Origin of the sequence: Vibrio sp. YT-15 (genome assembly GCF_033337445.1) — a bacterium.
GTDB classification, from domain to species: domain Bacteria; phylum Pseudomonadota; class Gammaproteobacteria; order Enterobacterales; family Vibrionaceae; genus Vibrio; species Vibrio alginolyticus.
The window spans coordinates 74,725-89,194 of the sequence record NZ_JAWOQR010000001.1 but is presented as its reverse complement, the minus strand read 5'-3'; the positions used below and the strand labels follow the sequence as shown (position 1 = coordinate 89,194).

The following is a 14,470-nucleotide window of genomic DNA, read 5'->3' as shown; positions in this document are numbered from 1 at the left end:
TCCTTTGCCCTCAGCTTTGTAGCTGAGGGCTTTTTTCTATAGAAGAATAAAACAGCTCAAATATTATTTTAATTGACATAGATAAATTAATTTAAAAATTTATCACTATAGATAGGTAATAATTATTGATTGCTTTTATCTTCTGACAATGTTTATTTTTAAGTGCGAATGTATATTAGAGTAGTTTAATTGGTTAAATTTAAAATAACTCAGCGTTAGGGTAGATAAATATCTCATGAAACTATAGAAGCTGTTTTTAAGCTGCCTAAGTGGAGGTTGATTTATATATTTATCGTAGAAGGAAACACTATGCGTGAAGCGAGTTGAATTGTGGTGTTCTAAAAGAAGAGGCCACGAGAAAATAAATTTCCCGTGGCGGCAGTATGAGCTTTGTTCGTTGCTTTAGAGCATAGTAGCAAGCCTATTGCTAAGAGATTGAAATGACTATTGATGAAGAGTGCTCAAAGCACTAAAGCTCACATCAAAGATTTCTCCTCGATATGCATTATCAGGTTTAAACTGAGGGTAAATTCCGGCTTTGAAGTAAAACGCAATATCAGGCGACGCCCATCTTTCAGTAAGAGTATAGGACTTGTTGTTAGCGGTGTCTGAGTATGCTTCTCCCCACTTCAGTGTGTGCGAGACCATATTACTGCCATCTGCATCGTAGGTGGCTAAAAACAGTCCTTCCTTATCGGCACGGATCGTATATTGCCAGTCTTCGTTTACCGCGTAGGTACCAAGCTTAACACTGAATGCGTTGCAATCAGTACAGTCTTTGTTGTTATCAAGTTTGTAGTTATCGTTCAGAATAACTCGGACTGGCTTATTGTCACCTTCCCAAAGTAGCTTCACGAGTGCTTGGCTGATTTTCCAACCATGTATCTGGCCTACCACGACTTTTGGTAATTGACCGTCGATTTTAGGGTATTCGTTAATTCTTAGTGTTGCGTTTAGCGTATGCGAAGTTGCACCGGTACGACTATCTTCAATATACCAACTTGTCTCTTCATCGCTGGTGCTGCAATCCGGGGAGTTAGTACTGATGTAGAGCTCTCGCAATTCTGAACGGATGTAACTGGAGTTGGCCGTTGACGTGCCGTAACCCATATCGGCGCGGAAATGCATGCTACCGTCAATAACATTGAAGTATGATAAATCAATCTCGCGTTGGTAAACGCTCTCTTCGTTAGACAGAAGATCTTTACTTGAATTACAACGCTCAGGCTCTAATTCAGCCGCGCTGTCACCGCCAAAACCATACCAATCATTTTTGCTTGTAGGAATGGTTAATTTCCAATCGTCAATATTCCAGGCTATTGAATCAGTATGGTCAGTTTTGGTTAGTCCTAACTGCTTAAATTGTACCTTTGCTTCACCGTTTTCAAACTGGTTATAAACTCCGGCTTTAAAGTAGCTCAGGAGGTGCTGCCAGTAGGATACATCTACATTTACCTTTTGTTCATCGTTCACTTTAATGGTTAATGTGTTTTCTCCGATTTTTACTTCGAATCGCGTGAATGCGTTGAGATCGGCTTTTCCTAAGTCATAACGATCATATGATGTTGCATAACAATCTGATGCGCTAGAAGGTAGACTGCAATCTATGGCATTGTTCTTTACTACCGCCCAGTAATGACCAGTGATACTGTTTCGTTCTTGTTCCCAAACGATTCGTAACAAAGGGTGTGGGATAGCACCTGTACCAGAAGTATCTGTGCCTTTGTTATGAATTTGCAGGAAAGTGACTTCATCATGGTTTGCAGGGGAGCTAGCCATTGCAAGGTTAATCTCTGGTAATCGAACATCTGCATACAAAGTTCTAAAGACGCCTTGTTCTGAAATGTTGAAGTTTTCTCGCTCACGAACTTCTGAGCGCATTTTGTAGTTCGACATTTTAAAGACAAGGTAATTGGAATCCTTTTCTGCGTAAAAGTGGTCACTCTTATAATCCGAGAATGCTCCATTTTTGACGTCACTGGTTTTATTTCCCTCCTTCCCATTGGGATCTGATACTTGTAAATCTGAATTACTCAATATGTTTTGAAATTTTGCTATTGAGTATGGTGCTACATGCTCTTGGTGCGGAATATTTGGTTTATCATCTTGGCTTGTAGGGGCGGTATTTCCTCCACACCCTATTAATCCAAGCCCAGAGAAGCTTATTAGAAGCAATTTAGTTGATTTTATAAACACAGTAGTACGTCTCTTACACTATTTAATATTTGTAATACAATATCATTTTAGTGTTGTTGGGGAGTATTTTAGTCATAAGTTAAATAGTAAAAGTGTTAATTAAATCTCAGAAGAGTTCTATATCTATAAGTGGTGTCTTTGATAAGGCGTAAGGCTAAGTTATGTCTGTTTTTCCTAAGAGTTATTAACGGTTTTACTATGATTAAACGCTAATTGATAAGCTCATGTAGAGTCATGTAAACAATCAAAAAAAGCCGAACATGACGTCCGGCTTTGAATTAGTTCCCGATTTTTACATTAATTTTTAGTGACTAGCTAAAGATTAAATTTGTGCGAATGCGCCTTCCCAAGTGTAAGCCACACCGTCGAACTCAACGCGATGTGCCGCGTTTTGCTTGTCTTCGTCTAGGTTGCAGATAGCGAAGTGGTAAGCGTTGCCTGTGGTGGTTTGCAGACGAATCACGGTACCCACTTCGTTGTTGCCAACGACGGTTACTGACTCTACTAGGCCACGAGCGCCAACCGATGCTTCGATAGACTCGTTGAAGTAACCGTGTGTCTCTAATACAGAAGCAAACACGTGGTTCTGACCAGATTGACGTAGGATCAGTGCTGGCTCGCTCTTCAAGTTGAAGTCTGGATCATTTGCGCCAGTGCGAGTGAAGAACACTTTGCCGCCGTTTGTTGCGCTTGTGATTAGCGAGTAGTAGCTGTTGTCGTGCAACCAACTTACCAGTGAGCTGCCTTCAACTTGGCCTGAACCCACATTCCATAGATGCTGGTAGCCGTTGTCTTCGCCCATTGGACGCAGCGTGCTTTCTACGTCGTATTCAAAATCCGTACGGATGATTTGACCAGAGTAGTGCACTGGCAGATCGTATTGGTGCGCTTGATCTGCTTCGATGCGGTAAACATCAATCACAAGTGGTTTTTCGAATTCTGGCAATTCAGCAAGAATGATGCTGCGCTGCATGTCTACACCGTTGTAGTAACCAGAAATACGACCGCTCATGCCTTGCAGTTTTTCGTCATCAGCTTTGAAGAAGTGCTTAGAACCGAACTTGGTTTCTGCTAGCGCTGTGTCGAAGTTGTTTTGTGTCTTTTGGCCAACCGTTACTGTGTTGTGCGCGACGGTCTGCTTACAGTAAGACTTGTTCTCTGGGATGTAACGACCGCCAAATTTAGGCTCAACGTTTACCCAGCGACCAAAGCCGTAATCGTGCAGCACTTCATGACCGCGGTTAAACACGCTCAGGTGCAGACCATCGTAGTGACCGTGGTCTAGCGCTGAGTGGTATTGGTGATCGCTGCCGTGTTGACCAAACCAGATAAGCGCCATTGTATCTGCGGTATTGGGGTCGTCGTCTTGTTCGTCACGGTGACGAAGAATGCTTACGCCACCTTTTTCGCCTTCAGGGCCGTCTGTTACGAATAGGCTTCCCCAGTTGAATGGTTTGATGTTGTCTGTTGCTGCAACCGCGTCAGACAATGTTTTGCCTGAGATATGAACCCAAACGTCTTGTTGGTGGTCTGCCATGCCAAGTAACGTTTCAGACTGCTCGTAACGGTGGAAACATACTGACGTTGCCATGATTACGCCTTCATCATTGATCGAAATCGTCTTCGATGAATCGTTCAGTGCTGGCAAAGTACCATCTGGGAATGCCGTCTTAAATACCGCGTAAGACGTGGTCTTGATGACCGAGTCGTTGAATTCGTAAATACCAAGCTCAGGCTGACGACGTTCAATCGCTTCTGCGAATAGGTAGATTGGACGCAGCGAGAAACGGTGGTAGTAAGGACCTTCCATGTAGTAGCCATCTGGCGAGAACAGTTGGTCTAACTGAGCTAGGAAGCCGCCGCTCACTTTGTCCAGTTTCAAGCCGTAAAGCGCTTTGTCTACTGCATCTTGATCGTTGATTGCGTAACCACAGATACCTACTGCTGCTACCGCCCACAGACCGTGGTTGTGTACGATGTCGAAGTCGTGACCGTAAGTGACTACGAACAGCTCAATCATTTGTTTGAACAGGTCGTTTTCAATCAGTGTTTTTTGCTCTTCTTCCAACGTGTGGTAAATGCAGCTGTACGCACAAGAGGCGTATAGCATCCACATGTTCTCGTTAAGAGTTTGGTGGAAGATCTTACCCGGAGGGTTAGAGTCGCGGCTGGTGTTGCTCTCTAGCGTCGGGTAAACCTTCGCGTAAGCCGTTAGCATGTCCACGATGTAATCACGGTATTTCTGTTCGCCAGTGATAAGGAATAGGCGACCCGCTAGATCAATGTGGATGTAGTTTTGCTTGTGACGGTTATGCTCGTAGCCGCCGCCTTCGCCGTGACCTGGAACTTCAATACCCACCTCGGCCATGTAAGCGTCAGTTTGTTTGATGTCACGTGCGAGTGCATTTCCTAATAGGCTATCCGTGCCAAGTGCTTTGCTTAGTTCTGCCGCTTCTTCAAAGTTCATTAATAGCGGTTGGTAAGACTGGGTTTGGTAGCTCATTATTATTTCTCCTGCCCGAATGCGTTTACTTCTAGAGAGTAGAAGCCATTCCAGCTGTAGGTTTTACCGTTCAATTCTACTTGGTGTGGGGTTTGGTCGTCAGCGCCTAGCACATTGCTGATCATCACAGTAACCAGTGATTTTTCAGTCGTGATTTCTACGATGCTGCCAACGGCGTTGTAACCCACGACGCGGATATCTTTCACCTGACCACGTGCATTCACCGACTGCTCAAACTCTTCGTTGAAGTAGCCGTGTGTTTCTAGCACAGAAGCAAATAGCGTCGATTCGCCCTTGCTGCGTAGAATGAATGCTGGTTCGCTACGTAGGTTAAAGCTTGGGTCATTGGCGCCAGTGCGAGTGAAGATCACTTCATTGTCGCGCGTGTTCTCATCGACAATAGCTTTCGCGCTGCTGCTTGTGCCTAACCAAGTGTAGTAGGTGTTGTTTTGTAGCCAGCTAACCAACGCCGTATCTTGCACTTTGCCGCTTGCTACTTTCCAAAGGTGTTGATAACCGAAATCATCGCCAAGCGTGCTCAGTTCACCAAAGCTTTGGTAATCAAAGTTAGTACGTACGATTTGACCATCGTATTGATGAGAGTAGTCGTACTGATGTTCGCCTTCACCTTCGATGCGGTAAAGGTCTAGCAGTAGCGGTGCTTCAAGCTCATCGAGGTTAAGCATGAACACACTGCGCTGCATGTCTGTATTCGGGTAATGGTCGTTCGCAAACGCACTCATACCGTTGATTTCAGTGCCTTCTACTTTGAAGAAGTGAGGCAAACCGTGCACTGAATCAGCGCGGTCTACATCGAAACCATTCTGACATTGCTCATCAATCGTTACCGCGTTATGCGCGATAGTTTGACGTGCGTAGGATTTGTTTTCGTCTAGGTAACGACCGCCGAATTTAGGCTCAACGTTTACCCAGCGACAGAAGCCGTATTCACGCAGCACTTCTTGACCACGGTTGAAGAAGGTAATGCCAAGCGTATCGAAGTTACCATGTCCCATGCCGTGTTGACCGTAGTTCATCACAAGCTGTGACACATCACCGGTTTTATCCTGCATACGGATAAAGCCTTGTGCACCGTTGTTACCAGTTGGACCTTCGTTAAGTTCCACGCTCGGCCAGAAAGGCATGCCGATTTCACGGTCTGCGATGGCTTTATCGTAGGCTTGAGAAAGCTCAAGACCACATGGGTGCATCCAAACGGCATTTTGAATCTTCGCCATGCCAAGGATGTTGTCATCCATACCGTAGTGTTTGCTGTAAACGCTCACTGCAACTTGAACACCCATGTCGGTAATGCTCATGGTACGAGATGCGTCGTTTAGGGCAGGGAACTCACCATTCGGGTAGGCCGTTGCCAGCATCGCTTGTACTGTGTTGCCAATCACTTTGTCTTTGTAGTTGTAGATGTCTACTTCAGGCATGTGACGGTGTACTACTTCTGCAAATACACAAGTTGGACGAATCGCATAACGATGGTAGTACGGACCTTCCATGTAGTAACCAGAAGGGGCGAACAGTTGCGAGATTTGCGCTAGGAAGCCACCGGTATCATCACGGTCTTGACCGTATACCGACATCTCTAGATATTCAGGTTTGCCAATAGCTAGACCACAAATACCAACAGCCGCAACTGCCCAGATACCGTGGTTGTGAATACGGTCGAAATCGTGCGCGTATTTCACTGTGAACATGTCTAGCATTGGTTCGAAAATGCGCTCAACAACGGCTGTGCGCTCTTCTTCTGTCATCACTGATGCCACGCAAGAGTAAGCAAGGCTAGTAAACATTAACCAACAGTGTTCATTAAGGATCTGGTGGAAAAGACGACCTGTTGGGTTAGTGTTTTTCTGTACGTGGAAATCAAAAGTGAGGTACTTCTCTGCGTAAATAGCGAGAAGATCTTTAACGAACTGCGCGTACTTTTCTTCTTGAGTGATCAAGAACAAACGACCCGCTAAGTTCATGTAGGTATAGTTTTGTTTGTGGCGGTTGTGCTCGTAGCCACCCGCTTCGCCGTGACCTGGTACGTCTAGAGGCAGACGCATGAAGGCTTCAAGTTCCTTGCGATTCGCTTCAATGGATTTGCCCATTAAGCTCGGCTTTCCGACTTCCTTTCTTAGTAGTTCGACTTCTGCTTCAGTCAACAAAATCGGTTGTGTAGTCATTTCTTTACCACCCTCAGATGAAGTGTGTTGTTTTCTTAAACTTTCTATAAAGTAATACAATATTAAGTTTGGGTGTAGTTTTTGTGGCAAAAAGGGAGAGTGAAATCACGCGAATTTAGCTAACCCATTGATTTATATTGTTGTGGTAATCCTTGTTGTGACTGATGTTTCGGCGTTATCAATCGTTAAGTGGAATGCTTTAGCTAGCACCGTTTGATGAATATCACATATTTTTAGATATATTGTATTACAATTAAAATAGATCGGATATGCTCGTTACCAATTCGACAGCAGACCCTTTCGCTTCGCGTTTCACTTTTATCAATACGACGCTTTTTTAAGAGGACCTTTTAATTAAGCATGGTTAAGAATGAAGTGCCGTAGGGTTCGCTTTAATAGAGACTTTTTAGGAGTATGACGATGAATTCTTTCTTTGTATTAGATGATAACCCGTGGGAAGAGCTAGGCGGCGGTATCAAGCGTAAAATTGTTGCTTACACAGATGACCTAATGGCGGTTCACCTATGTTTTGATAAAGGCGCGATTGGCGCTCCACATACTCACGAAATCCACGATCAAATCGGTTACGTAGTACGTGGCAGCTTTGAAGCGGAAATCGAGGGCGAGAAGAAAGTACTAAAAGAAGGCGACGCATACTTTGCTCGTAAGCACATGATGCACGGTGCGGTTGCACTAGAGCAAGACAGCATTCTTCTAGACATCTTCAACCCAGCACGTGAAGATTTCTTAAAATAATCTATAGCGCAACCTCAGTTGCTAAGGTGACAACATGAAATCATTAAACATCGCGGTCATTGGCGAATGTATGGTTGAGCTACAGAAAAAGGAAGGTCAGCTAAAGCAGTCATTCGGTGGTGATACGTTGAATACCGCACTGTATTTATCTCGTTTGACCAAAGCTCACGATATTAAAACCAGCTATGTAACGGCTCTGGGTAACGATCCTTTTAGCCAAGAAATGCTATCAGCATGGCAAGAAGAGGGCATCGATACTAGTCTGGTTCTTTCCGTTAAAGAAAAGCAACCAGGTATCTACTACATCGAAACCGATGAAACTGGCGAACGTTACTTCCACTACTGGCGTAACGAAGCGGCCGCTAAGTTCCTATTCGAGCAAAACGAGTCTCCGCTATTAGTCGACAAACTTTACTCGTACGATGCGGTTTACTTGAGCGGTATTACATTAGCGATCCTTACTGAAGAAGGTAAGACGCAACTGTTTGGCTTCCTTGAGCGCTTCAAGGCACAAGGTGGTAAGGTTATTTTCGATAACAACTACCGTCCTAAATTGTGGGAAAGCCGCGAGAATGCCATGTCTTGGTACCTTAAGATCCTTAAGCACACAGATATCGCACTGCTCACATTTGAAGATGAGCAAATGCTTTACGGTGACGAGCATCTAGAACAGTGTATCGAGAGAACCTCTGCACTGGGCGTGGATGAAATCATCATCAAACGTGGTAGCAAAGATTGCTTGGTTGTGGCGAATGGCGAAGCACAATACGTGGCGCCAAACAAAGTCGACAACGTGATTGATACAACAGCGGCTGGTGATTCTTTCAGTGCGGGCTTCTTGGCGAAGCGTTTGACTGGCGGCAATGCAGCGGAATCGGCTTACTCTGGCCACTGTATGGCTGGCGCGGTAATTCAACATAAAGGTGCCATCATTCCACGTGAAGTGATGCCAGATCTTCCTTTGTAATTCTTTTGCGGATCGCTGAGTAATCGGCTCTCCGCAGTGATTTATTGAACTCAAGTTAACGACGACGAGTACACTCTTATGACGACATTAAACGAACAATTAGCAAACCTAAAAGTAATTCCTGTTATTGCCATCAACAAAGCAGAAGATGCGATTCCTCTAGGCCGCACTTTGGTTGAAAACGGTATGCCTTGCGCTGAAATCACGTTCCGCACAGAGTGTGCTGCAGAAGCGATTCGTGCTATGCGCGCTGAGTTCCCAGAAATGCTGATCGGTGCAGGTACTATCCTAACTAACGAGCAAGTTGACCAAGCAATCGAAGCTGGTGTGGACTTTATCGTAAGCCCTGGCTTTAACCCTCGCACGGTTCAATACTGCCTAGACAAAGGCGTGGCTATCGTACCTGGCGTAAACAACCCAAGCCTAGTTGAGCAAGCGATGGAAATGGGTTTGCGTACACTTAAGTTCTTCCCTGCTGAGCCATCTGGCGGCGTTGGTATGCTTAAAGCATTAACGGCGGTTTACCCAGTGAAATTCATGCCAACAGGTGGCGTGAGCCTAGGTAACGTAGACGAATACTTGTCTATCCCTTCAGTACTGGCATGTGGCGGTACTTGGATGGTGCCAACAAAACTTATCGATGAAGGTAAGTGGGATGAACTGGGTACACTGGTTCGCGACGCAGTAGCTCACGTAGCATAAGTGTCGTAACACCCCGATAAAACTAGCGAAAGAATGAAAAGCGAGCCTCAGTGCTCGCTTTTTTGTGTTTGAAAGTTTGAAAGAGGCGAGAGTTAAGAATCGCATTCATATAAATCCTACTTTCTATCAAATTTTTTCGAAACATCTCATTACGTTTCCTTTAAAGAAATGCCGCGCATTTTTGATCTTCAGACAAAGCGCGAAGAAGAAAAATATTCCATACTCTAATAAATTTCAATTAGACAATTTGTATTACAATATATTGAGGTGTTCTGAATGGCAATTATCTCCTAGAAAGCCATTGGTCTAAGAAATTAAGGGGTTTTACGTATTTTTTTCGTTGAATAACTTATGCTTTAGATCACAATTAAAACTTATTGTAGTACAAATAGAGTTGTGAGGAGAGTAGTCTAGACGTTAGAAAATGATCAAACTTGAAAGGCTGAAAAAATGACTATTGATACTCTTGTTGTTCTTGCCTACTTCTTCTTCTTAGTTGCAATTGGTTGGATGTTCCGTAAGTTCACTACCTCGACCAGTGACTACTTCCGAGGGGGCGGTAAGATGTTATGGTGGATGGTAGGTGCTACCGCCTTCATGACGCAATTTTCAGCATGGACGTTTACAGGTGCCGCAGGACGCGCGTTCAACGACGGTTTCGTTGTTGTAATCCTATTCTTAGCCAACGCATTTGGCTACTTTATGAACTACCTCTATTTTGCTCCAAAGTTCCGCCAACTACGTGTAGTGACGGCGATTGAAGCAATTCGTCAACGTTTTGGTAAGACTTCAGAGCAGTTCTTCACTTGGGCTGGTATGCCAGACAGCTTGATCTCGGCCGGTATTTGGTTGAATGGTCTTGCGATTTTCGTGGCAGCGGTCTTCAACATTCCTATGGAAGCGACCATCATCGTTACGGGCTTAGTGCTAATGCTAATGGCGGTAACAGGCGGCTCTTGGGCGGTTGTTGCATCTGACTTTATGCAGATGCTGGTTATCATGGCAGTGACGATCACTTGTGCGGTGGCGGCATACTTCCATGGTGGCGGTATTGGCAACATCGTGTCGAACTTCCACGGCGACTTCATGCTGGGTAACAACCTGAACTACTTCAGTATCTTTATCCTTTGGGTTGTCTTCATCTTTGTTAAACAGTTCGGTGTCATGAACAACAGCATCAACGCTTACCGCTACTTATGTGCAAAAGACAGTGAAAACGCACGTAAAGCTGCAGGTCTTGCATGTGTGCTGATGATTGTTGGTCCTATCATCTGGTTCCTACCACCTTGGTACGTTGCGGCATTTATGCCTGATTTCGCAGAGCAATACGGCTCAGTAGGTGGTGATGCAGCATACCTAGCATTCGTACAAAACGTAATGCCAGCAGGTATGGTGGGTCTTCTGATGTCAGCAATGTTTGCGGCGACCATGTCTTCAATGGACTCTGGTCTTAACCGTAACGCGGGCATCTTTGTGATGAACTTCTACAGCCCGATTGTGCGTCCACAAGCGTCGCAAAAAGAACTGGTTATCGTGAGTAAAGCAACGACTATCGTGATGGGCTTCATCATCATTGGTATCGGTCTATTCATTAACTCACTACGTCACTTGAGCCTGTTCGATATCGTACTGAACGTCGGTGCATTAATTGGCTTCCCAATGCTGATTCCTGTACTACTTGGTATGTGGATTCGTAAGACGCCGGATTGGGCTGGTTGGGCAACACTGGTTGTTGGTGGCTTTGTTTCTTACATCTTCGGTATCTCACTACAAGCAGAAGATGTAGAGCGCCTATTCGGTCTAGAGCAAGCGTTTACAGGACGTGAGTGGGCAGATCTGAAAGTTGGCTTGAGCTTAGCGGCACACGTTATCTTCACCGGTGGTTTCTTCTTGCTGACAACGCGCTTCTACAAAGGTCTATCACCTGAACGTGAGAAAGAAGTGGAGCAATTGTTCGAGAACTGGAATACGCCACTTGTGGCTGACAGCGAAGAGCAGCAGAACCTAGATACAAAACAGCGCGGCATGCTTGGTAAGCTTATCAGCGTAGCGGGCTTCGGTATCCTAGCTATGGCTCTAATTCCAAATGAACCATCTGGTCGACTACTGTTTATCTTGTGTGGTGCGATTGTTCTCTCGGTGGGTGTTCTATTGGTGAACGCAGCCCGAGGGCCTAAAAGCCCAAAGTTAGCTAACGCGAAAAGCTAACCAAAGTTAAAGACTCTCAATGAAAAATCCCGCGGTGTTAAAGCCGTGGGATTTTTTGATCAAGCTGACTGAGAAAGCGTGGCGCATCGTTTGTTGTTATTCGTTGTATTGGGGAACTCCCAATAAGGTGCGACTATATTCACATTAGAGTCGTCAGCCTAAAGCGAAAAAGCAATCTAACTTTCTTTGCATGCCGTGTTTACACTTTACACCCCAAACCTGATGCTTTGTCTATTTAAATAAATATGTGTGCCTTCTTAGCAAAGAAAAAGCATTAAATCAGACGTAGCTTTAATGAGGCGTACGCCAGAAATAGGAGAGAGGTTTTGAAGTGTGAGTGGAAAATATATAAGAGAATTGGAAGAGGCTGCCCTGCAAAACTTTAAAGGAGTGGCTAGGGTATCAAGGAGTGATGAGCGTCTGGGGAAGAGGAAAAACAAAAAAGCCCAGCCACATTGGTTGCTGGGCTTATAGTTGCAACTGAGTGTGACTAAGCTTCTAGCTCTGCAAAGTAGTCGAAGATGACTGGAACGTCATTTTGACCAAGGCCTTTATCAACTGCCGCTTGTAGACTCTTAGAAGTGCCCTCTGCAATTAGGGAAGTTGTACCAAGCTCTTCGCATAGAGCAAGGAAGTAACCGAGGTCTTTGTTTGCGTTTGCGACAGAGAAGCCTAGTTTTTCTTCGCCATCTACGGCGTAAAACTTACAGAATTGCATAAATGGTGAGTTTGATGGTCCTGCAGACATGATGTCGAATAATTGTTGACCATCAACACCAGCACGTTTAGCAACAGCAAATGCCTGAGACATGGTTGCTACGGTTGTCATACCCATAAAGTTATTCACAAGCTTAGTTACGTGACCAGAGCCTAGTGCGCCAAGGTGGAATACGTTTTCACCTTGATCGTCCAGTACGGGCTTAACCTTATTGAATGTTTCGACGTCGCCTGCGGCCATGATGTTCAGTAAACCATCTTTTGCGTGGGCAGGTGTACGACCTAGAGGCGCATCAATCATACCAGCCCCTTTCTTAGCAAGGTCAGCGCCAATCTTCTTCGTTGAAGCTGGAATAGATGTACCGAAGTCGATGAGTGTTTTACCTTCTGACATGCCAGCTAGAACACCAGTGTCTCCGTAAACAACTTTTTCGACAACTTCAGATGTTGTTAGGCACAGCATCACGATATCACTTTTCTCTGCTAGCTCTTTACCTGAAGAAGCTTCAGAAGCGTTTCCACGAGCTAGTACTGCGTCAACAGCATCTTTATTGAGGTCCATTACAGCAACTTCGTAACCACGTTTCTGTAGGTTTTCAACCATGTTTCCGCCCATCAAGCCTAGGCCGATGAAACCAATGATAGGTTTAGTCATTTTAACTCCAAAAATACTATTGTATGATTATATTGCTTGTTGATAATCATAATGACTATTGTGGCTTTTGCAATTGAAAATTGTGAGCATAGCGGGCTTGGGATGGATTTTTTCTAAAAGTGAGATGTAAGTAAGGTTTGTGAGGGTTTTATTCATCAGAGTATATAAGAAAAGCGGATTCCTCACGCTTCCATTTTTATCGTGAACAAAGCCTTTAGGAGGCTTAAATAACGTAAAAATAAAATTTATTGTAATACAAGTGATTTTGTTTCAGCTAGAGGAATACTGTCCATACCAAAAAATGGGTGAAACGTTACAGATGGGGTGAAAGGCGAGGTGGTATAAGGATAAGCCGCAGTACAAACATACTGCGGCCGTTATCAAATCAGTACTAAAGCGCACTTACTGATAGGTAAAAAGACTTATTGGTACTAAATGCCTAAAGCTTGACCACCACCAATTTGCAGTGTTTCTGCGGTAATGAATGATGCATCTTTACTTACCAGAAAAGAGATAGCAGAGGCGACTTCCTCTGGCTTGCCTAGGCGTCCAAGCATAATACTGTCTGCCCAAGAAGCAAATACTTCAGGCTTGGTTGCTTTGATTTGAGCATGGAATGGTGTATCGATAGTGCCAGGAGATACTGCATTGACACGAATTCCAGCCGGAGCTAACTCTTTAGCTAAAGCGCGAGTTAATGTATGAACGGCGGCTTTTGATGTACCGTAAATACCTGCACCTGGACCACCTGCATTCCAAGCAGCGTTTGAAGTGAAGTTGATAATTGATGCATTATCAGACTTTCTTAGAAATGGAATCGCTGCGCGTGATACGAAGAATGCACTATCGAGGTTTAAAGCCATGACTTTACGGAAAAAATCAGTTTCCATACCTTCAATAGGACTACGACCACCAAGACCACCTGCGTTATTAACGACAACATCGATTTTGCCGTATTTTTCACCAATAGCATTGATGTTTTCATCGACGGCATGTTCATCTGTAACGTCAAAACCGTAGTATTCAGCCTCAATTCCTGCGTTATGTAGTTTGGAGATACACTCCGAACCTTTTTCATCTTCAATGCCGTTTAGAATGACCGTGTATCCATCCTGACCAAGACGCTTTGCTACTTGGAAGCCGATACCGCCAGTAGCACCAGAAATAAATGCAATTTTAGTAGACATAATGGTGTTCTCTCATGTTTGTAGAGTTGGAAAGGATTTTTATTTAACATAGAGTATTATTGTAATACAAATAGTTTTAATAAACAGAGAAACACCAACAATGAGAAGTCGATCACGTACTTTCTTTAGATGCTGACTCATCCAGTGGCATATATCGACTTTTACGGTCGTGCATGATTTGTATCTAGTCAGGATAATCGGGATATATAAACAATTGAGCTTATAGCTGCGGGCTTAGCTCGTTGGGCCGAGGTTTGTTGCAAGTAGAAAGAAAGCCGATTAACCGTGGGCCTTTGTTGCCAAACTTATGATTTCATTTAGGCTTGCCAAGTGATGGTTGGATAACTTTGTCGAGAGGTTGAGTTTTAAGCGGTTAGGGAACCTTTTTAGGATCTT

General features: G+C 44.3%; 9 protein-coding genes. 4 read left to right on the top strand and 5 right to left on the bottom strand.

Translation table 11 applies throughout. From position 1 onward, the window contains the following. Positions 1-444 precede the first annotated feature (444 nt). From R7D93_RS00370 to R7D93_RS00360, 3 genes are all read right to left on the bottom strand, one after another. Positions 445-2,196, bottom strand: coding sequence for a polysaccharide lyase family 7 protein (locus tag R7D93_RS00370; RefSeq protein WP_225496200.1), 1,752 nt, complete (start codon positions 2,194-2,196; stop codon positions 445-447). A 322-nt stretch (positions 2,197-2,518) separates the two neighbouring features. Then, positions 2,519-4,699: a heparinase II/III family protein gene (locus R7D93_RS00365; RefSeq protein WP_225496199.1), complete on the bottom strand. Its 2,181-nt coding sequence runs from the start codon at positions 4,697-4,699 to the stop codon at positions 2,519-2,521. 2 nt (positions 4,700-4,701) lie between these two features. Further along, a complete protein-coding gene (locus R7D93_RS00360) occupies positions 4,702-6,882 on the bottom strand; it encodes a heparinase II/III family protein (protein ID WP_225496198.1) in 2,181 nt (726 codons plus the stop codon). Between the two features lie 420 nt (positions 6,883-7,302). On the opposite strand from R7D93_RS00360, the gene R7D93_RS00355 reads away from it, so the two are divergent. From R7D93_RS00355 to R7D93_RS00340, 4 genes are all read left to right on the top strand, one after another. After that, complete coding sequence (locus R7D93_RS00355) at positions 7,303-7,638, top strand: cupin domain-containing protein (RefSeq protein WP_005388511.1); 336 nt, start codon at positions 7,303-7,305, stop codon at positions 7,636-7,638. A 34-nt stretch (positions 7,639-7,672) separates the two neighbouring features. After that, positions 7,673-8,605: a sugar kinase gene (locus tag R7D93_RS00350; RefSeq protein WP_005437155.1), complete on the top strand. Its 933-nt coding sequence runs from the start codon at positions 7,673-7,675 to the stop codon at positions 8,603-8,605. 78 nt (positions 8,606-8,683) lie between these two features. Beyond that, on the top strand, positions 8,684-9,307 hold the full coding sequence (locus tag R7D93_RS00345; protein ID WP_005388506.1) for a bifunctional 4-hydroxy-2-oxoglutarate aldolase/2-dehydro-3-deoxy-phosphogluconate aldolase: 624 nt from the start codon (positions 8,684-8,686) through the stop codon (positions 9,305-9,307). Between the two features lie 450 nt (positions 9,308-9,757). After that, a complete protein-coding gene (locus R7D93_RS00340; RefSeq protein ID WP_137282567.1) occupies positions 9,758-11,515 on the top strand; it encodes a sodium:solute symporter family protein in 1,758 nt (585 codons plus the stop codon). A gap of 490 nt (positions 11,516-12,005) precedes the next feature. Here R7D93_RS00340 and R7D93_RS00335 read toward each other — a convergent pair whose 3' ends face one another. Together R7D93_RS00335 and R7D93_RS00330 are read right to left on the bottom strand one after the other, a co-directional pair. Beyond that, positions 12,006-12,902 carry an NAD(P)-dependent oxidoreductase gene (locus R7D93_RS00335; RefSeq protein WP_372051950.1) on the bottom strand — a complete coding sequence of 299 codons (897 nt, stop codon included), beginning with the start codon at positions 12,900-12,902 and terminating at the stop codon, positions 12,006-12,008. Positions 12,903-13,318: 416 nt separating this feature from the next. Further along, positions 13,319-14,074, bottom strand: coding sequence for an SDR family NAD(P)-dependent oxidoreductase (locus R7D93_RS00330; protein WP_005388499.1), 756 nt, complete (start codon positions 14,072-14,074; stop codon positions 13,319-13,321). Between the last annotated feature and the right edge of the window lie 396 nt (positions 14,075-14,470).

What these genes read in the sequence shown, in the direction of transcription:
- R7D93_RS00345 (WP_005388506.1), top strand. Translation starts at nt 8,684, where the DNA reads ATGACGACATTAAACGAACAATTAGCAAACCTAAAAGTAATTCCTGTT.
- R7D93_RS00330 (WP_005388499.1), bottom strand. Translation starts at nt 14,074, where the DNA reads ATGTCTACTAAAATTGCATTTATTTCTGGTGCTACTGGCGGTATCGGC.
- R7D93_RS00365 (WP_225496199.1), bottom strand. Translation starts at nt 4,699, where the DNA reads ATGAGCTACCAAACCCAGTCTTACCAACCGCTATTAATGAACTTTGAA.
- R7D93_RS00355 (WP_005388511.1), top strand. Translation starts at nt 7,303, where the DNA reads ATGAATTCTTTCTTTGTATTAGATGATAACCCGTGGGAAGAGCTAGGC.
- R7D93_RS00340 (WP_137282567.1), top strand. Translation starts at nt 9,758, where the DNA reads ATGACTATTGATACTCTTGTTGTTCTTGCCTACTTCTTCTTCTTAGTT.
- R7D93_RS00350 (WP_005437155.1), top strand. Translation starts at nt 7,673, where the DNA reads ATGAAATCATTAAACATCGCGGTCATTGGCGAATGTATGGTTGAGCTA.
- R7D93_RS00360 (WP_225496198.1), bottom strand. Translation starts at nt 6,882, where the DNA reads ATGACTACACAACCGATTTTGTTGACTGAAGCAGAAGTCGAACTACTA.